Annotated in this window: 12 protein-coding genes and 1 other annotated feature; of the genes, 4 read left to right on the top strand and 8 right to left on the bottom strand. The window is 52.2% G+C overall.

Annotated features, from left to right (window positions below):
- From AQR02_RS05110 to pheS, 8 genes are all read right to left on the bottom strand, one after another.
- Positions 1–1210: ATP-binding cassette domain-containing protein (locus tag AQR02_RS05110; protein ID WP_245237136.1), on the bottom strand; the 1210-nt coding region annotated here is incomplete at its 3' end.
- Positions 1211–1295: 85 nt separating this feature from the next.
- Positions 1296–2339, bottom strand: a complete 1044-nt coding sequence (gene xylF / locus AQR02_RS05105) for a D-xylose ABC transporter substrate-binding protein (RefSeq protein ID WP_054941995.1) — start codon at positions 2337–2339, stop codon at positions 1296–1298.
- Positions 2340–2588: 249 nt separating this feature from the next.
- Positions 2589–4169, bottom strand: a complete 1581-nt coding sequence (locus AQR02_RS05100) for a helix-turn-helix domain-containing protein (RefSeq protein ID WP_054939654.1) — start codon at positions 4167–4169, stop codon at positions 2589–2591.
- A 28-nt stretch (positions 4170–4197) separates the two neighbouring features.
- Positions 4198–5631, bottom strand: a complete 1434-nt coding sequence (locus AQR02_RS05095) for a sensor histidine kinase (protein WP_054939653.1) — start codon at positions 5629–5631, stop codon at positions 4198–4200.
- On the bottom strand, positions 5628–6611 hold the full coding sequence (locus AQR02_RS05090; RefSeq protein WP_054939652.1) for a sugar-binding protein: 984 nt from the start codon (positions 6609–6611) through the stop codon (positions 5628–5630). The genes AQR02_RS05095 and AQR02_RS05090 overlap by 4 nt, the downstream gene beginning before the upstream one ends.
- Before the next feature lie 125 nt (positions 6612–6736).
- Positions 6737–9049: a cell division protein ZapA gene (zapA, locus tag AQR02_RS05085; protein ID WP_425339996.1), complete on the bottom strand. Its 2313-nt coding sequence runs from the start codon at positions 9047–9049 to the stop codon at positions 6737–6739.
- 202 nt (positions 9050–9251) lie between these two features.
- Positions 9252–11696: a phenylalanine--tRNA ligase subunit beta gene (gene pheT, locus AQR02_RS05080; protein WP_054939650.1), complete on the bottom strand. Its 2445-nt coding sequence runs from the start codon at positions 11694–11696 to the stop codon at positions 9252–9254.
- Positions 11697–12044: 348 nt separating this feature from the next.
- Positions 12045–13079, bottom strand: coding sequence for a phenylalanine--tRNA ligase subunit alpha (pheS, locus tag AQR02_RS05075; protein ID WP_054939649.1), 1035 nt, complete (start codon positions 13077–13079; stop codon positions 12045–12047).
- A gap of 59 nt (positions 13080–13138) precedes the next feature.
- Positions 13139–13409, bottom strand: a binding site (T-box leader).
- A gap of 269 nt (positions 13410–13678) precedes the next feature.
- Between pheS and AQR02_RS05070 the strand changes: the two genes are divergently transcribed.
- The 4 genes from AQR02_RS05070 to AQR02_RS05055 are packed head-to-tail and all read left to right on the top strand — an operon-like array spanning position 13679 to position 19635.
- Positions 13679–16261: a hypothetical protein gene (locus AQR02_RS05070; protein ID WP_054939648.1), complete on the top strand. Its 2583-nt coding sequence runs from the start codon at positions 13679–13681 to the stop codon at positions 16259–16261.
- A gap of 49 nt (positions 16262–16310) precedes the next feature.
- Positions 16311–17765, top strand: a complete 1455-nt coding sequence (locus AQR02_RS05065; RefSeq protein ID WP_054939647.1) for an efflux RND transporter periplasmic adaptor subunit — start codon at positions 16311–16313, stop codon at positions 17763–17765.
- The gene (locus AQR02_RS05060; RefSeq protein ID WP_054939646.1) at positions 17762–18463 is read left to right on the top strand and encodes an ABC transporter ATP-binding protein; all 702 of its coding nucleotides are present in this window, start codon (positions 17762–17764) and stop codon (positions 18461–18463) included. The genes AQR02_RS05065 and AQR02_RS05060 overlap by 4 nt, the downstream gene beginning before the upstream one ends.
- A complete protein-coding gene (locus tag AQR02_RS05055) occupies positions 18463–19635 on the top strand; it encodes an ABC transporter permease (RefSeq protein ID WP_054939645.1) in 1173 nt (390 codons plus the stop codon). The genes AQR02_RS05060 and AQR02_RS05055 overlap by 1 nt, the downstream gene beginning before the upstream one ends.
- Positions 19636–20215: the final 580 nt, after the last annotated feature.

Below are 20215 nucleotides of genomic sequence, written 5' to 3'. Positions count from 1 at the left end.
GTGTCCCCACTGGCGTTTCCAGTGAAGCTGTTTTCGTCTTCAGTTCCTGCACATACCGGCTCGCCCATCTGATTTCTTCATTCTCATTAACGACTCCGAGTCTAGAAACCTTGTGCAATGTGGCCAGCGTAGTGTTTCTTTTCACATCCATCCCCATTACGAGTCCCTGGCGCTTGCGGTCTTCGCTGACCAGGGCAATACCCGCCTTGATGGCTTCTGCAATCGAGCGGATTCGTACGGTCTTCCCTTCAATCTGCACGTTTCCCTCGGCTCTGCCTCCGTAAGCCCCGAACAGGCTGCTGACTAATTCTGTGCGTCCCGCCCCCATCAGTCCGGCTATCCCGAGGATTTCCCCTTTACGGAGTGTAAAATCAATATCGCGAAGTACCCTGTGATGTTTTTTTTCAGGATGCCATACATTATAATTCCGAACCTCGAGCACCGCTTCACCGGGTGTATGTTCTACCCGCGGATAACGTTCTGTCAGTTCTCTGCCAACCATCAGGGAGACAACCTTGTCGTCATCTGTTTCATTTCGATCAAGCGTGGCCACGGTCCGGCCGTCGCGCAGCACTGTGATGGAGTCCGCCAAAGCAAACACCTCTGGCATCTTGTGGGAGATATAGACGCATGTTACCCCCTCACTCCGTAATTGGTTGAGAATACCCATCAGGATCGACACCTCGCTCTCCGTCAAGGCTGCCGTAGGCTCATCCAGAATCAGAATCTTGGTGTGCTTGGAGAGCGCCTTCGCAATTTCCACCAGCTGCTGCTGGCCAATTCCTAAATTTCCGATCTTCGTATCCGGCGAATGATGGAGTCCCACTCTCTTCAGCCAAACTGAAGCCTGATGGTACAGCTCATCCCACTGGATCGCTCCACGCTTAGTCGGCTCAGCCCCCAGGAAAATATTCTCTCCTATAGTCATCTCCTTGACGAGCGCCAGTTCCTGATGAATGATAGCAATGCCGGCCTTCTCGGCATCCGTGATTTTATGAAATTCCTTCTTCTCGCCGCTTATAATGATTTCTCCACCGTAAGATCCCGCCGGATACAATCCGCTCAGAACCTTCATCAGCGTAGATTTACCTGCGCCGTTCTCACCGCAAAGTGCATGGATTTCTCCCTGCTTCACCTTGAAGTTCACATGGTCCAGTGCTTTAACTCCGGGAAATTCCTTGCTGATGTCAGCCATTTCGAGTACATACATGATTGCCGTTCCTCCTTCCGGTCCTTAAGCAGCAGCGATGCGGAGCATGTTAGGGCTCCGCATCGCTGTGCCGCAAAGGGCTGTCTTATTGTTTAGGCCACTGGTCCTTAGGCACATTTTTGTATACTTCCTCAAGCGTGTGGAAGCCGTCCTTAATCAGCACGTCCAAATTGTCTTTGTTGACAGCAATCGGATCCAGAAGTATGGAGGGAACATCAATTTTACCGTTGTTAACTGATTTTTCTGTCGAAATACTCTCCCCCTTGGCGGCTGCAACCGCCATTTCAGCAGCCTTAGTCGCGATGGCGTTGATTGGCTTGTAGACGGTCATCAGCTGTGTCCCTTCGGCAATACGCTGCACAGCGGCAAGATCGGCGTCCTGCCCGGAAACCGGGATTTTACCGGCCATTCCCTGTGCGGTCAGCGCCTGGATCGAACCCCCGGCCGTTCCGTCATTGGCGGCAACTACACCTTGAACGTCATTATTGTTCGCAGTCAGCGCATTTTCCATATTTTTCAGGGCCTCTTCCGGCTTCCAGTCCTTGGAGAACTGGTCATAAACGATTTTAATATCGCCCTTTTCTTCCAGCGGCTTCAGAATGTTCATAGCGCCTTCTTTGAACATGTGGGCATTATTGTCGGTATCCGCCCCCCCGATATAGACTATATTTCCTTTAGGCGCCTGGTCGATCACGGCCTGGGCCTGAAATTCTCCAACACGCACATTATCAAAGGAAATATAGTAATCAACTTCGGAATTATTGATCAAACGGTCATAAGCGATCACCTTTATGCCTTCTTTATGGGCCTTCTCTACAATGGGAGCCGTGGCTTCGGCGTTGTGGGCAATGACCACAAGCACATCCACGCCTTGAGAAATCAGCTGTTCAGCTTGGCTTAATTGGGTCGCATCATCTCCGTTGGCAGCCAGCACCTTCACTTCTCCACCGAGCTCCTCTACTTTCTTGGTGAAAATATCCCGGTCCTTCTGCCAGCGCTCTTCTTTCAGCGTATCCATCGACATGCCGATGACAATCTTATCCCCGTCCTTCGCCCCGGCTGTTTTCTCCGCTTGCTGATTATCTCCGTTTGAGACCAATCCGCAGCCTGACAGGGAAGCTGCCAGCATGATAGCAGTCAAGCCTGCTGAAACTATTCTTCCGTATTTTCCCACTTATTCTTCGCCCCTCTTCTTGACTCGACTTTTGTTTACGCTTACAAATAAAATAGTAGCATGGATTTTCCGGAGGGGATGCACCTATTCCCAGCACTTTTTTACCTTCCGCCTGCATTCCGTTATCCTTAGCTGTAATGAGTTTCTTCCGGCCTCTTTTCATAGGAAAAAACGGGGATACAGCACAAAAAAATCCTTGCCGTGTTAGCAAGGATTTTGTTTCCCGAACTGCTGCCTGAATTCGCTTGGTGTAATACCGACTGCTTTTTTAAACACACGGCTGAAATAATTCGGGTCCTTATACCCTACCTCATAGCAGATTCCCTTGAGGCTCAGCTCCTCCCCGGCTATCAAGCGCTTCGCCTCATTAATCCTAAGCCGTGTCAGATAGTCGATAAAGGTTTCACCGGCTTGCTGCCTGAACAATTTGCTGAAATAATGCGGGCTCAGATTCACATACTCGGCCGCCTGCTCCATCGAAATGTCCTCTTTATAATTCTGGTTGATATAGAGCAGGGCCCGCTGATGCACATGGGAACGGCTGGACTCCCGTTCTTCATTCAAGCTGTCAATCAGCATTTCCAGCCAATGCTCTGCCCCTTGCTTCAGGGACTGAGGGTCCTCCACAGCGTTCAAATCGGCAATGATTCCAGCTCCGGCCTTGGATTGAACCGCCCTGGCCAGAAACAGCAGCAGACCGATAACCTCTCCCCTAAACGTTGAAAAAGGCTGTTCCACCGCCTCTCCGAAGGTTTTATACAGCCTGACAAAGCGCTCAATAGCCTCCTGCTTATCCCTCCGCAGCAGAGCCTCAATCAACTTATTCTCCTCGTCCAAAGATATAGCGGTCTGACCCGAGCTTTGGGTGATATCATCATAATGGCGCACACTGAAATGGTCATTGTTGTCGGCGCAGACACGTACTGCCTCCCGGTAGGAACGGCTGAGTCCGTCCCAGCCTTCCCTGATAGAGCCGATGCCGACATTTAACGGCAGTCCAAAACGCTGTTCTGCGAGGCTTCGGAGCCGTTCTCCCCAATCAAGGGAAAGAACCCGCTGGGAGTATCCGGTCCGGCCCGGCGGCAAGGGGATAAACAAGGCCATCTGATATCCGATTAAAGGACCGGCCAGACAGCCCAGACCAGACTTCACCAGTTGTTTGACCGCCTCATAGATTTCCCGCTTCACCAGCTGGAAATCGGTCCATTCTCCACTCGCCTGCCGGGGAAACGAGAGTACCATCGCATAGCCCTTGCTCCATTCCAGCTTCAGGAGTCCGGCCAGCTGTTCTAGCTCAATCTCCTGCACATATTCCAGCATAAGCATGAGAGTCAGCTCATTTTCAGCTAACGGCAGCAGATGGGCAAGTCTTTCCTGCTGCTCAAGCTGCTCATGCCTGCGATGCTTCTCCTCCTGAATCTCGGCTATCAGCTGCTTCAGCACATCCGCCACCTCCTCGCGTCTGGCTGGTTTGAGCAAATAATCCTTCACTCCCAGCAGCAGCCCTTCCTTGGCATAGGAGAAATAATCATGGGCGGTAATCATCACAATTTTGGCTGAAGGGAGCTTGTGGAGTATTTGCCGTACCGCCTCTAATCCCTGTATGCCCGGCATTTTGATATCCATGAAGACAATATCCGGCCGATGCTCCTCCGCGAGCTGTATCGCTCTCCGCCCGTTCTCTGCATGCAGAAACTCAAAGGTATCCGGAAAAAGATGCCTAATCATCAGCTCCAGTCCTTCCCGTTCCAGCGCCTCATCATCGGCAATCAGCAAACTGTACATGGTTAGTCTCCTTTCGTCATTCCTAAGTCTAAGCCGATGGCCGGCAAGGCAGCCTGAACAGTACAGCTGTCCCTGCTCCTTCGCTGCTGTAGATCTCAATCTGCTGTTCCCCGTCAAAAAATAAATGAAGCCGTTTAAACACATTATGTGTACCAAGCCCGGTAGACTGGCCCTTTCCGCTGAAACGCGGAGCCTCCTCCCGGATTGAGCCCATCAGCCTTGCCACGGTCTCAGGATTCATTCCTGCACCATTGTCGCTGATTCCTATTTCCATAAGTCCGCTGTCATATCGGATAGACAACGACAATACAGCCCCTTCCTCCATTTCCTCCAATCCGTGCACAAAGGCATTCTCGAAAATGGGCTGCAGGGTCAGACAGGGAATCATTCCGCCTAATGCCTGTTCGTCAATATCCATCACAAAGGTAATCCGGTCACGGAAACGCGCCTTCTGAATATTGATATATTCCGTAACATGCTCCACTTCCTCACGCAGAGGTACCGCCTGGTCCAGCTTCTGAAGGTTGTACCGGAGCAGACGCGATACGGATACGGTCAGATCGCTTGTTTTAGCCGCTCCTTCCAGATACGCGAGCTTGGCGATGGAATTCAGCGTATTGAACAGGAAATGGGGATTGATCTGGCTCTGCAGCATTTTCAGTTCCAGCTCCTTGACCAGGCGGTCCTTCTCGACGCTCTTGATATTCTCCTCCATCAGCTGCTGGATATTATCGATCATTCCATTAAAGGCCCGGCATAAAATACTGATCTCATCGTTGTTGATACTCTCCGGCGCCTTGGTGTCCATCCGGCCCTTTGAGATCTGCTTGGCCGTCGCTACCAGGCGGCGGATCGGTCCCGTAATGCTGCTGGACAGCCAGATGGCCATTGAGATGCTGAGCACCGCTGCCGTAATCACCAACAGAATCCCCAGCTGGTTCAACCTGCCCGTTGTGGACATAATCTCCTCATAAATCGGCTTATACTGCTCCAGTTCAAGGTCAACCAGTTCCTGCGCTTCCTCACGGATGAATCCTTCTGTCTGCTCCGCCTCAATATAAGCAACGGCCAGCGTTTTGGAGTCCTGATCGTCAATCTCGTCAATCATCTGCCCGGCCTGCTCCAGAAATGTATCAATGATGTGGCGGTAATTCATCAGCGGGAGTTCGCTTCCTCCGATCGTCTCTACCCCATCGAGCTTCTTCCGCAGCTCCTGCACAGCGCTCAAATGCTTGTCTACCTCGGGATAGCTGTCAGCATCCACCTGCATGATGAAGCGGTTCAAGGAACGCATATTCTCCCCGACCTCGGAGGACACTTCCTTATACAATAAAATCCGGTTTATCATCAGGTGATAGCTTTCCTGCACATTTTTCCCGCTCTCAAATAAGACAAAGGAAACAGAGCTCATCAGCAGTACAAGCAGGGGAATGCAAATCAGCAGCTTTCGCCGGATACTCACAGGCTCTCCCCCTCCTGAACATTACTTCTGTCCAGCACCTTAACCTCGGTGAAATATTCTGACTGCAGCGCGCTCCCCTGAAAATGCTCATTCAGCAGCTTTACAGCCATTTCTCCCATCAAAAAGGGCTGCTGCGCCACAGTAGCCTTGATGTCTCCTCTACTGATAGCGGCCAGTGTATCCGCCTGATTGTCAAAACCTATGATTGTCATAGGATCCCTCTTCAGTCTTTTGGAGACCTGAAGAATCCCCAGCGCATCCGTTGAACTAGTGCCGACCATCACATCGATCTCCGGATGCAGCTGCAGCATCTCTGCCGCCTGCTGAATCGCCTCCATATGGGATATATTAGAGCTCCGGACATCCACAATCTCCAGACTGCTGTATTGCTTTACAACATGGCTTAAGCCATTCAGACGCTGCAGCTGATTTTTGGCCAGATTGCTGCCAATGATCACCCCGATTTTCCCTTTGCCTCCGCTTGCTTTCACAACCATACGTCCCAGTATCTCACCTGCTGCCGCATTGTCGGTTCCCACATAGGCCAGGCGTTTGCTGGCAGGAGCATCGGTATCGATTGTGATTACCGGGATGCCGCGGTTCACGGCTTTATCGATCACTGGCGTGAATTTCTCATCATTCAGACCTTGTACAATAATCGCATCCACCTGCGCGGCAATTGCTTTTTCCAGCAGGCTGATCTGCTCCTCCATGTTATTGCGGACCGGACCGGTGAACTCAATGTCTATCCCGTATGTCTCTGCGGCTTCCTTAGCACCCTTCTCGACCATTTCCCAATAGGGGTGATACCGTTCCTGTTCAATCAGTACAATATGGTAGCCGGGATTCACATCACCGGGTTGCCCGCTAAGCTCCCTGACAATACTCCCCATGCGGGAGGAATGGCCTGCGAAGCCGATAAAAAAATACGCCAGCAGCAGGAATAGGGCAACGACAACACCAAGCCACTTCTTATCCATTGTTATTCACCTCATTCAACATCCTAACAAGGGTTGAAAACGGTTGCAATGATAATTTTCCTCTTACATCAAAAACGGATGCCGCCCCTAGAGGGAAGCACCCGTTTCTGTACTGCATCCGTCATTCAACTATCCTGTTCGATGAGTTGAATCCATTCATTATATTCACTCTGCAGCTTGGCATATTCCGCCTGAAGATTGCGATGTTCCTGAGCCAGCTTATCCAGCTCGCCCTGCCGCAGCTCGAATTGGGCTTGTATCAGACGCAGCTGGCCCTGAGCCAGCTCGTAGTTTTCTCCAATCTCGCCAAGCTGCTGCTGCACTTCGCTGTGTGCCCGATTTGCAGACTCAGCCTGCGCCTCTGCTTCTCCGGCTTCCTGCTGCCAGATTTCAATCTCCTCGCGCAGAGCAGCCTCCGTCTCGTTCCACTGGGCCTCACGCCGCTGCAGCTCGTCGTACCGGTGCTTCCAGGATGCCTCGACCTCGCGCGCTTCCCGGATCGCTTCCCGTTGCTCTTCCGCTGTTGCCGCAGCTTCACGGGCAGCCTCGTACAGCTCTTCAAGACGCCGCGCCGCCTCCTCGCCTTCAGCCTCCAGCAGTGTGTATCGTTCCTGCAGCTGTTCACTCTCCTGCAGAAGCTCATCATATTGTGCGATCAAGTCCTCGTACCGGCCGCGCAGGGCAGCCAGCTCCTTCCGGGCTTCAGCCGACTCTTCACGCTGTGCAACGCATTCCAGCTCAGCTTCTGCTCGCAGGGAAGCTGAGCGGTCCAACTGCTGCACCATGCCATCTGCCTGTCCGCGCAGGGTTTCGATCTCGCGCTGCAGCGAAGAAGATTTATCTTCAGCTTCCAGCAGATTCATTTCCAGTTCGCTGATATCTTCCATATGCTTGTCCGCAAGCTCCTGCCAGTTCCGGGCTTCATCTTCCTTGCGTGTAAGCTCATCCTGCACACGGCTCAAACCGGATCTCGCTTCTTCAAGTCCTCCGCGCAGCGCGGAAGCTTCCGCCTGGGACTGCTCCAGACGTTGACGCAGCTCCTCCAGCTCTTCCTGGAGCAGCGTTCCCAGTTCGGTAGCCGTCTGCAGCTCGCCTTGCAGCTGGCTGATCAGCGCTTCCTTGTCCTGCACCAGCCTGCGGAGTTCGGCTGTCTCGCTCAGGGTCAGCTCGTAGCGCTGACGCAGCTCTTCCAGCTCGCCGCTCAGCAGCTCACTCAGCTCATTGGCCGCGTTCAGCTCTTCCCCGGTGAGGCTCAGCCGTTCAGATGATTCCTGCAGTGCATCTCTAAGGCCGGCGGCATCGCTCTGTGCCTCATCGTAACGCTGGCGGAGTTCTTCCAGCTGCTCATTCAAAAGTGTTCCCTGCTCGCCAGCAGCGCGCAGTTCCTCTGTAAGCTGCTCCTCACGGCCCAGCACCGCTTCATACTGCGACAGAAGCGTCAGCCGGGCATCGCGCTCACCCTTAAGGCCCGCTTCGGCCGCACGCAGCCGCGACTGCAGCTGCCCTGTACCGCCGCGCAGCTCGGCAAGCTGCTTCTCCAGTTCCTGGAGCTGCTGCTTATGCCGGTGCTCCTGCGTGCCCTGGGACTGCCGGAGCTCCTTGGTCTTGGCCTGCTCCTTCTGCAGCGCTTCCCGTTCTGCGCTTAACTCTTTATCAAGCGCAGCCTTCGTCTCTGCAAGCTCCTTGCTGAGCGTGGTCCGAATCTCCACCACTTCGTTTCCGAGTGCTTCCCGGGTCTGCACCAGTTCCTGCTCAAGCTGAGATAACGTTTCCGTTTTCTCCCGCAGCAGCGATGCGCGGAGATTCTCCACCTCCTGCGCATGCGCAGCTTTCAGTTCCTCCAGCTGCTGCAGACGGGCCGCTTCAATCGCTGCCAGCTCCTGCCTGTGGCTTTCACGGCCTGAAGCCTGCTCCTGCTCATAGCCAGCCCGTAGTGCCTGCAGCTCCGCCTCGCGGGCCTGCAGCTCTTCAGCAAGCTTCTCCCGCGCAGCAGCAGCTGCCTGCTCTGCTTCCTGCAGCTGGGCGGCGTGAGCTTTGCGCTCCTGCTCCTGAATATCCAAATGACGCTTGCGTTCCTCTTCGGCCTGAGCCAGCAGCCTTGCTGCTTCCGCTTTGGCTGATTCGCTTAGCCGTTCATATTCTTCCTGCCGCTCACGCTGCACTTCAAGCAGGCGTGATACCTCCACGCGTAATTCCGTACGCTCGCCGGTCAGCATATTTAACTCGTTCTTAAAATCCTGAACCTGAATAGCCTGCTCCGCCATATGTACGGCTGCAAGCACCGCAATCCGCGGTGTATCCAGTCTGGAATGAGATTTTGAAATGGCATGCATATGCTCGTCCACATAACGGGCAACTTGCTTCATATATTCAGTGCTGCTTCCGACTAATTTATAGGAAGTTCCATATATCTCCACGGCGACACGGGTCCGGTCCATAGCCACAGTTGTGCCCTCCTTTGTATGTGTGCGGATTCTAAGCTGTTTGCTCTGCTTCTATTGTAGCGTGATTCCTGAACATTTGGCAAAACAAACGATATCATTCCATCGATTCAACCGGAAGCCCCGCACTTTTCCCCAAAAGGAAAGCCGCAGCGAATCGGTTTCTAAATGGATTCGCTGCGGCTTTGCACAATTCCTGCTACTTTCTTAATTCTGCACCAAAAGTTTGCTGAAGTGCAGCAACTACCTTTTCATGCACTTCTGAGACTTCTTCATCGGTCAGTGTATGTTCCGTATGGCGGTACAGCAGCGAGATGGCCACGCTTTTCTTCCCGCTTTCCATCTTACCGCCGGTATAGACGTCGAATACCTGCACATTCTGCAGCAGCGTCCCCCCGTTTTCACGGATCGAAGTCAGCAGATTCCCCGCAGGAACGGCAGAATCTACGACCACAGCGATGTCCCGTTCCATTCCCGGGAAGCGCTGCAGCTCACTGTACTGCAGGCTGATCCGGGCACTGTCATACAACGGCTGCAGCAGCAGCTCAGCTACATAAGTATCCTCCAGATCCAGCTTGTGCTGAAGCTCCGGATGAAGCTGGCCCATCGTCCCGATTTTTGTACGGCCATCTTCTTCCACCAGATAGATGGAAGCGGAACGGCCCGGGTGATAGTCTTGAGGCGCATCACCTTCATAGACCACACGTCCGGTTAGTCCCAGGTAGGCAAATACACTTTCCAGTGCGCCTTTGAGATCGAAGAAGTCCACAGGCTCCGCAGTCATGTTCCACTGCTTGGCGGTACGGCTTCCGCTCAGCAGCAGTCCGAGTACCGGAAGCTCCCGGGGCTGGCGGGTAAGCTGGTCTTCATCGGTGAAGAATACATTACCGATCTCGAACAGGGCCAGATCACTCTGCCGGCGGTTCGTATTATACAGGGCAATATCCAGCAGCTGCGGCAGCAGGCTGGTGCGCAGTACACTGCGTTCTTCGCTCATCGGCATAGCCAGCTTCACAGGCAGGCTGCCTTCCGAGAACGCAGGGAACAGCTTGCTCTGCTCCGGCTGAATGAAGGAATAGCCCATCACTTCCTGATAGCCGCCAAGCGCGAGCATCCGGCGCAGTTCACGGCGCACGGATTGTTTTCTGGTCAATGCCCCAGGAGTCGTAACGCCTTCAATCAATGTTGTCGGAATGTTGTCGTACCCGTACAGGCGGGCGATCTCTTCAATCAGGTCTACATCATAGCTGATATCCCCTCGACGGGATGGTACCTGCACCTCTACAATGCCTTGTGCCGCATCCCCGCATTTGAATCGGAGGCGTCCGAACAAGGTTTTCACCTCCAGAAGCGACAGCTCCGTACCGAGGTAGTTGTTCAGCTTCTCAAGCGACAAAGTCAGAATCTTATCCGGAACCGCATCGCTGCCTGCCTGCACAATACCTTCATGTACGGAACCGCCGGCATAGCGGGCAATCAGGGCAGCAGCACGGTTGAGTGCCGGAATCACTGCCTTCGGGTCCACCTGCTTCTCGAACCGCAGCGAAGCTTCGGAACGCAGGCCCAGCTGGCGCGAAGTCTTGCGGACGGTGCCGCCATCAAATTTGGCCGATTCGAGTACGATATTGACGGCTTCTCCCGTTACTTCGGTAGCGAGTCCGCCCATAACTCCCGCCAAGCCCACAGCCTTCACGCCGTCAGCAATGACAAGCATTTGCTGCTCCAGCTTGCGCTCCTGGCCGTCAAGGGTAGTCAGCACTTCGCCTTCACAGGCAAAGCGTACACCCAGCACGCCGCCTTCCACTTGATCACCGTCAAACGCATGCAGCGGCTGGCCGTATTCAAGCATTACATAGTTGGTGATATCCACGATATTATTGATCGGACGCACACCTGCGGCCATCAGACGGTTCTGAATCCAGAGCGGTGACGGAGCAGGCTTGACTCCCGAGATATAGCGCACTGCATAATGGCTGCAGAAGGCTTCATCTTCAATCTTAACCGAAATCGAGTCAGCAGCGGTTCCGCCGGCCTCTACCAGTTCCGCAGCCGGGTCAGGCAGATTGAGGTCGCGTCCCAGAATCGCACTGACTTCATAAGCCGCACCGATCATGCTGAGACAGTCGGAACGGTTAGGTGTCAGGTCAAACTCCAGGATCTCATCATTCAGTCCCAGCACCTTCGTGATATCCTGGCCCACTTCTGTGTTCTCAGGCAATACGAGGATACCTTCCTGGAGTTCTTTCGGCAGCAGTTTGTCGTTCAGACCCAGCTCCTTGGCCGAACAGATCATGCCCTGCGATAAAACGCCGCGCAGCTTGGCTTTCTTGATCTCCAGACCCGGAAGCTTAGCTCCAACCAGCGCAACTGGAACCTTCTGGCCCGCAGCCACGTTCTTCGCTCCGCAGACGATCTGCAGGTCTTCGCCTTGTCCGGCATCTACGATACACACGTTCAGCTTGTCGGCATCCGGGTGTTTTTCTTTCGATTTCACATATCCGGTTACAATCCCGGACAGTCCTTTGTTGCGGCGCTCGACACCATCGATCTCGATGCCTGCGGTGGTGATTTTGTCCGCCAGCTCTTCAGCGGTTACTCCCTCTAAAGATATATAATCGGTCAGCCATCCGGTTGATACTTTCATGTCCGCTCACTTCCTTTTGTTTCAGATGTATTTATCTACCTGCCGGTTTTGCTTGCTGCCCGAAGGATATGGAATTCTACCGTGCAAATTTCACTTTTAAAAATAATTCTGTCTATCAGCCTTCCCTGCAGGGAATGTTTGGACTTCCGGCCGCTGTTGTCTTCCGATTTCTTGATTAATACCCACTATAAGCGGTAGAAATCCGAAGACAAAGGCGGACGCTGGCGCTCCTACAGTTCCAAAATTCCCCTCCGGTCATTCCTATACAGTAAAAATCATAAAAGTTAAATCGGCACTCCGTGTGCCTTCCGGAATCCTTCAACACCAGCCCGCTAACCCGCCAAAAATCTAAATCCCCTTGAACTGCTTCACAAAGCCCATATCGTTGGTGTAGAAATAACGGATATCGTCGATTCCGTATTTCAGCATCGCGATCCGCTCCACGCCCATACCGAAGGCAAAGCCGCTGTATTTCTCAGGATCATAGCCGCCCATTCTCAGTACATTCGGATGCACCATGCCTGCGCCGAGAATTTCCAGCCAGCCGCTCTGCTTGCACAGACGGCAGCCGTCGCCGCCGCATTTGAAGCAGCTGACATCCACCTCAACGCTCGGCTCTGTGAACGGGAAGAAGCTGGGACGAAGACGGATGCCCGTACTTGGTCCGAACATTTCTTTGACGAACTGGTTCAGTGTGCCCTTGAGATCACTCATACGGATATTGCTGCCAATGACCAGGCCTTCAATCTGATGGAACTGGAAGGAGTGGGTCGCATCATCATCATCGCGGCGGTAGACTTTGCCCGGACAGATGATTTTGACCGGAACTTCTCCGTTCATCGCCTGCATCGTACGTACCTGTACCGGAGAGGTTTGGGTGCGCATTAGCAGATCATCTGTTAAGTAGAAGGAATCCTGCATGTCGCGCGCCGGATGGTCCTTCGGCAGATTGAGTGCCTCAAAGTTATAATAATCCGTCTCTACCTCTGGTCCCTCAGCGACCTTGTAGCCCATACCGATGAAGATATCCTCGATCTCCTGCACAACCCGGTTTAGGGGATGAATCCCGCCCTGGGGCAAACTGCGTCCCGGCAGTGTAACGTCCACTTTCTCCGCCTGCAGACGGCCCAGTGTCTCCTGCTGCTGGAAAACCTCCTGCTTCGTGCTGATAATCTCTTCAATGGCGCTGCGCACCAGATTCGCTACCTGGCCGATCACCGGGCGCTCCTCTGCGCTGAGTCCTCCCATTCCACGCAGAACCTCAGTCAGCTCGCCTTTTTTGCCCAGGTATTTCACGCGTAAATCATTCAGAACCTGCGGATCGGTAACCTCCTGCAGCTTAGCCAAGGCCTCGACCTTCAATGCTTCCAGCTTTTCTTTCATGGCATGCACTGCCCCCTTCAATCTTCGTAGTGTACAACAAAAAAAGGCCTTTCCTCCCGGTAAGGGACGAAAAGACCGTGGTACCACCCTTGTTAGACAGGCTGTACCGGATCCCTTAAGAGTGGTATTCCCTCTTTCGGTACGGTAAAGACATGTCTCACTTTAACAGAAATAACGGTCTGCGGCCGGTTTCCCCTACTTAAGTAAACATTCAGGGAACTGCTCCGGAGTGAACTTCGGCAGCTCTGCTCTCTTAGAAACGCTCTCAATCTCCGGCGTCTCCTCCCTGTAAGCCAGGCACTGCGTACTCGTCTCCATCACTGCATTTCGGATCATGAGAACTCAATATCTTACATCATTAGTTTCAGAAGATATGTCTTCACATTATACGCAGAAAACGCCTGTTTGACAAGCGGATCCGATTTTAGGCTAATTTTATCTGTTTTTAATCTTCCTTTAAGATTCAGCCTGGTTTTACAGAGTTTTTTTCAGCTAACGTTCAGCGGCGCTTGATATTTTTCCTTATTAGGAAGGCCTGGCTATCTTATTTTCCGGATGGATTTTGGATAGCAGAGTTTTTTAAACAGGGAGGGAAATTCATGCACAAACGAAGTAAGGCTTATGTTCTGTTACTACTCAGCACATTTGCCGTAAGTCAGATCCCGGGATATGCCGGAACTGCGGCCTGTGCGGCTGCATCGGGGGGAACTGCTGCCGCTGCCGCGGCCTACGCCACGGAAATCTCAACACTAGACAAGCTCGGCTCCATGAATCTCGGGGCATCACTCAGCGTGAAGCTCAGCGATCTCGGGGTATTCGCCCAGGACAGCGGAAACATTCTAACCTATACCCTTACTTACACCAATACCTCAAGCACCAGTGCTAATCTGGTCGATTATTTCTCCAAAGTGGTTACATCCGGAGGGAGCATAATCAAGGGGACTCCCGTCTCCGCAGACAGTGCGGTCAAAAAAATCGCCGGCAAAGAAACAAAGAGTATTACATACTACGTTAATATCGGAAAAGCTGCTACGGTAAAAGGGCTCAAAATCAGCATGTACGGCTGGAATTTTAGCAGCGCCAACTATGAACAACGCATCGGGACCTTCACAGTTCCAGCTAATTATTCACTGTCTGCGCTTCAGGGTGAGAGCAAAAAGATCGAACTGAACAGCGTTCCTGTGACAAGCCAGGCCAATTCGCTGCAAATTTACAAATATAACGGCAAGGTCTATGCCAAAGTAGGGCTCAGCCTTACGAATCTGGGTACTAAGGTGCTTACCGATCCGGGCTACAGCATGTATCTGAAATCCTCGGGAGGTTCGGTGTTTACACTGCTACTAGATGAGAGCAGCTCAGAATATAAAATTCAGCCGCAGGAGAAAAAGACGCTGTATTTCATGACGGAAATCCCTGCCTATATGAACGTTACCAAGATGACCTTGCAGATTGCCAAGACGGACGAAGGCCTCAAGCTCAATCTTCCGGTCGTTTCCTATGCGCTGACTGCAGCTGTTACGGCTGACTTCACAGTTGCTGCCGGTGCCATCAAGAAGGTCTCCATCGACAGCAATGTGGTTGACATGCAGCTGAAATCCTCGGCTGTCTATGCAGAGAATGAGAATGGAATCTGGACTTACCAGTTCCGGGTAAAAAACACGGGCAGCAAGGCAGTGACCTTGCCGGTCTACGAGCTTTCTGTCAAATCTGCCGAGGGTTATTCCTTCCCGATTACTACAACAGCTTTTAACGGCCTTACGCTGAAGCCGCTCGAAGAGAAGCTGATTGAACTCAGCACCAGCATACCGCTTGAGCTAGCCCAGGATAACCTGCAGCTTCAGGTCATTCCTCCAGCCGGCAGTGAGGATTCCAGCAAAATTGTTCTCCCGGTAGCCTATTTCAAAATCCCTTACAAGCTGGAGGGCAATACTCATGTGGCTTCTGAGAGCAGCGTAACTAATAATTACGGCACTTTCGCCGTCTCGCTGCAGTCTCTGCAGCGTCTGCCATGGGGCGATGAGGACTTGGTGCAGGCTAAACTCAGCATCCGAAACAGCACATCCAAAACGATCACCCTGCCTAAGCTGACGGGTATTTTGAAGGCGGATCTCAACGACCTTACTTCCTCTTCACAGGCCGTGGTCGACAATGACGTCTCCATCCTTGCTCCCGGAGAAAGTGCACAGGTCACTGTGCTGGCCCATGTACCGTACACTTTGGATTACAGCCAGACGAAAATTCTTCTGCAGGAACCATCCGGACAATTCCTCTCCTTAAGTACAACCGACGGAGCTGTAACGAGCCTTCTCCCGCTTGCGGCAGGCTCAGCCATCAATATCACGACAACCGGCAAAAAAGCAAGCATCCAGGAACGTCAAACCACCGTGTATACCGGCAGCAGCTCCAAGACCGTATACAGTGAAGTGGAAATGAACAGCACAGAAACCCGCCAGACGAATCTGACCAGGCTGTATGCAATATTCAGAACCGCGGATGGACAGTCTTTTGAAGCCACCGTCAACCAGTCGGAACTGCCGACCGGCGCATCGGGCAAAACACTGGTCACCTTCTGGGCGAATATTCCATCCACGGTGGATACCTCCGCTCTTCAGCTGTACATCGGACAGGGGGTGGCAGGCGGCAAGCTGACTACAGCCGGAACGGCAGCAACCGGATATGTGAATACGAACGCCCTGTCCTTGAATGTCAAAACCGTAACCGCTCAGACCAATCTGGCAAGCGGAGTTTCCATGTTCCCTTACTTCCTTGCGGTTAACAGCTCAGCAGGCAGCATGGTCGCAGGCAGCAGCAATCTTACACTGTCATTTAATTATAGCCTGACTCAGGATTCTACTTATCAGACCGGCACTTACGGCCATAAGCTGGTTCTGCGCTTCGTTGATCCTTTTGGCCAATTCTATGAAAAAACACTGACGCTTGGCAGCGACCTGGTTGTCGGAAGCAACGGCCAGTACTCAACGACGATCGCAAGCTCCCTGTTCCAAACCCTGGGTGGCGGAAGCTACAGCCTGATGCTCTACGATGAATTCCAGGGCCAGCGGATGGAGCTGGGCAGTCAGATCTATTACATTACCGTCACTAAGCCGGCCGCCTCAACAGAGGACAAAGATACTGATACAGAAACAGACAGCAGCGATACCGCAACAGACAGCGCATCTTAACTTTTGAGGTTAAATCAAGTCTTAATATTGAGCAAGATGGAGGATCGGAATGAAAAAGAAGAAAACAGTAATTATCTCTTCAAGTATCGTTGTCTTGGCAGTTGCAGGTATCTTGACTTATATGCTGTGGCCGGACAGCAGCAAGGAGGCTAGTGCGGCCCCGCTGAACACAGCGGTTGTTGCAAAGGGCAATATTCTAAATAGTGTTTCGGGCTCAGGCTCCGTCTCAGCCATTCATTCTGAAAGTATCCGTACCAAAGAGGCCGGAGAAGTCGATCAGGTAATGGTCGCCAAAGGCGATGTTGTCAAAAAAGGTGATGTGCTGATTACCTTTGTGCCGAACGATTTAAGCGACAAGATGAAAGAAGCCGAGAAAACACTGGCCTCTTTGAAGACCTCCCTGGAAGATAAACAGGAGAATTACAAAACCCTGGCTATGAACAATGCTACAGAAGATGAGCTGGCATCGGCAAAAACAGCGATTGAAAAAGCGAAAAGCGATATAGCCGACCAGCAGGATTCCATTGCTACGATTGAAGAGGATATGCTGCCTCCCGATCCGTTAACCGCCCCGATCGATGGTACAATTACAGCCGTAAATATCACTGACGGCGAACAGGCGCAAAACGGCTCCGAGCTGTTTACAATGACCGATTATGTGAACCTGAGCGTAACTGTTCAAGTAGATGAGCTGGATATCCCGAATATCAAGCTTGAGCAGACCGCTGCAATTACGCTGGACGCCCTTGAAGATCAGGAATTTGAGGGTAAGGTTATCGATATCGCCAAAGAAGGAACTTCCTCCAACGGTGTCTCCCTCTTTGATGTAACTGTAGGTCTGAATGATTCAACAGGCGTACTGGTCGGAATGTCTGCAGAGGTTGCTATTACCATTGAAAAGAAAAACGATGTGTTGACCGTACCCATTGAAGCTGTTTCTGAAATCAATGGAAAACACTATGTTAACGTGCCTTCAACCGCAGAAGACACCAGTGCAACTGGCACAGATAGCGAAGCAGCTCAAGCTCCTGCAGGCGGGCAGGCTCCGGGCGGTGAAGCCCCAAGCGGTGAAGCCGCAGCGGGAAAAACTACTACCGGTGAGGCTCCAAGCGATGCCGCAGCCGGACAGGCTCAGGGCGGCGGTTCTACCGGCTGGCAGGGCCGCAGCGGCGTGGCCAGAGGCGGCTCCTTCCCGAGTGGCGCGCCTGGCGGCGGGTTCCCGGGAGGGGGCCGAAGCGGCACCAGCACAGTATCCGGCCAGAAGAGAGTAGAAGTCACTGTCGGTATCCATGATGAGAGCAATATCGAAATTGTCAGCGGACTTTCCGAAGGTGATGAAGTTATCATTCCGACTGTGATCAGTACAGGCTCCTCCTCTTCCGCTCAGACCCAGATGAACCAGATGGGCGGTATGGGCGGCTTTAGCACCGGCGGTTTCAGCACCGGCGGCGGCTTTACAGGCGGACCGCCTTCCGGTGGCGGCACAGGCGGTGGGCGCCAATGAGCAGCAAGCCTCAGCCGCTGATACAAGTTGAGAATATGATTCACAGCTATGTAATGGCCGGAGAGACAATGACCATTCTCAAAGGCCTTAGCTTTACGATTGAGCATGGGGAGTTCGTGGCCATTATCGGTCCCTCCGGCTCCGGTAAATCCACACTGATGAACATGCTCGGATGTCTTGATATAGCTAACGGAGGGGACTATTATCTGGACGGTCAGGAAATCCGGAAATTGTCCGACAACAAGCTGGCACAGATCCGCAATGAAAAAATCGGCTTCATCTTTCAGAACTTCAATCTGCTGCCAAAGCTTTCTGCGGTAGAGAATGTGGAGCTCCCCCTGATCTACCGGGGGGTTTCCCACCGGGAACGCAGAGAAATTGCCCGCAATGCACTGATCAGGGTCGGCCTTGAAGAAAGAATAGATCACCGTCCAGCGGAGCTGTCGGGGGGCCAGCAGCAGCGTGTAGCCATCGCCCGGGCCCTTGCCGGCACACCCCCGATCCTGCTGGCTGATGAACCTACCGGCGCCCTTGACTCCAAAACCGGGAAAGAAGTCCTGCAGATGATCAAGGAACTGAACGAACAGGGACATACCATTATTCTGATCACGCATGATCTTGAAATTGCTGAACAAGCGAAACGGATTATACGCATTCAGGATGGAAGTCTTGTCGAGGATCGGAGGATTGCCAGATAATGATGCTATATCAAAGCATGAAAATGGCCTTTAAGAGCATACTCAGCAGTAAAATCAGAGCTTTCCTGACCATGCTCGGGATCATTATCGGTGTTTCTTCTGTCATTGCACTCGTCTCTGTGGGCCAAGGAACCACTTCACAAATTACGGAATCGTTAAGTTCACTGGGTACCAACCAATTGACCGTTAACATTATGGGGCGCGGAGCGACAACCTCTCTGACGTTTGAAGAAGCGTCGGCGCTTGGCGATATCGAAGGCGTTGAGAACGTCTCTCCTGTAATCAGCGGCAATGTCACTGCCAAGCATGGGACTGAGAATGTTTCTGTATCCGTCGAAGGAATCATTCCTGCGTATGAGGAGGTTCAGGATTTCCATGTACAGTCCGGACGTTTCCTGCTGGATATTGATACTGAGTACCGTCAGAAGGTCGCCCTGATTGGTACGGACACCGCTGAGGATCTGTTTGGTACAGATAGCCCTGTCGGTGAAAAAGTTCAGCTTAACGGAGCAAGCTACAAAATTGTTGGATTACTGGAGAGCAAAGGAAGCACCAGCGGCGGCTCCAGTGATGAGAAGATCCTGATTCCGATCTCTACGGCTGAACGTTTCCTGCAGAGTAAAGGGGTTCGATCCATTACGATCACTACGACCTCCAATGACAATGTTAAGGATGTCAAAACAAAGCTGGAGTCGGCCCTGGATGCCAAGTTCAGCGGTGCAGAAAATTCGTATTCCGTTTTTGATTCCCAGGAAATGCTTGAGACGGTGAATGAGACCAGCAATACGCTTTCACTGGCACTAGGTGGAATCGCCGGTATTTCCCTGTTTGTCGGCGGCATAGGCATCATGAACATTATGATTGTCTCCGTGAATGAGCGGACAAGAGAAATCGGGATCCGCAAAGCAATCGGGGCTAAGAAAATGAACATTCTGATGCAGTTTATGATCGAGTCTGTCGTTCTAAGCGGTGTTGGCGGTCTAATCGGTGTTGGCTTAGGCCTCGGAGCCAGCTGGGCCGTCGGAAATTACACCACAATGAATGTGGCAACATCCTGGAATATGGTCCTGATCTCCTTTTCGTTCTCTTTAATCATCGGTGTAGTCTTCGGGATGATTCCTGCAAACAAAGCGGCTAGAATGCGCCCCATTTACGCGCTCAGGAGCGAATAACGAATCCGATCATTGTAATGGAAATCCGCAATTCTCCAATCTGGAGATTTGCGGATTTTTTTATATGCCGTCTGGGGTATCGTTCACAGAAAAGTTGGGTAATAGGACTTAAGGGCTGGAATATAAATAATTTGCAGGGTTTAATACATAATTTCAGGTATGTTGTAAGATATGTCTACATCCTCCTTCTGCCTCGTATGCTGACCCGGAATACCGGAAATCGCAGCATCCCGGCCCTCGAACGTTGACGTGGCTGTTCAAAGACATAGATAACAATTCCACCCTAGCAGTACAAGCGGGAATTCCTAGACAGATGGGCAGAATCGTAAATAGTAACGGAAGCTTTGCTTTCCTGTAACTTTTGAATGACCCCTCCTCTAGCCCTGAAGGGCCAAGCTCCGCAGTGGATCCGTACCGCATGTTTCTTGCACACAGCAATGACGTTTCTCAAAGTTTGATGCGGGGAGAGGATGACAGTGGCAGGTTTATCCGATATTAAAAGCACACGCAGATTAATTCTTGTCTTTGCTGCTATCTCAATTCTCCTGGTAGTGATCAGCATCGCCTCCTTACTGTATCT

The organism is Paenibacillus ihuae, from assembly GCF_001368795.1.
In the GTDB taxonomy this organism is placed as follows: domain Bacteria; phylum Bacillota; class Bacilli; order Paenibacillales; family Paenibacillaceae; genus Paenibacillus_AQ; species Paenibacillus_AQ ihuae.
This window is presented reverse-complemented; position numbering and strand designations above follow the sequence as displayed.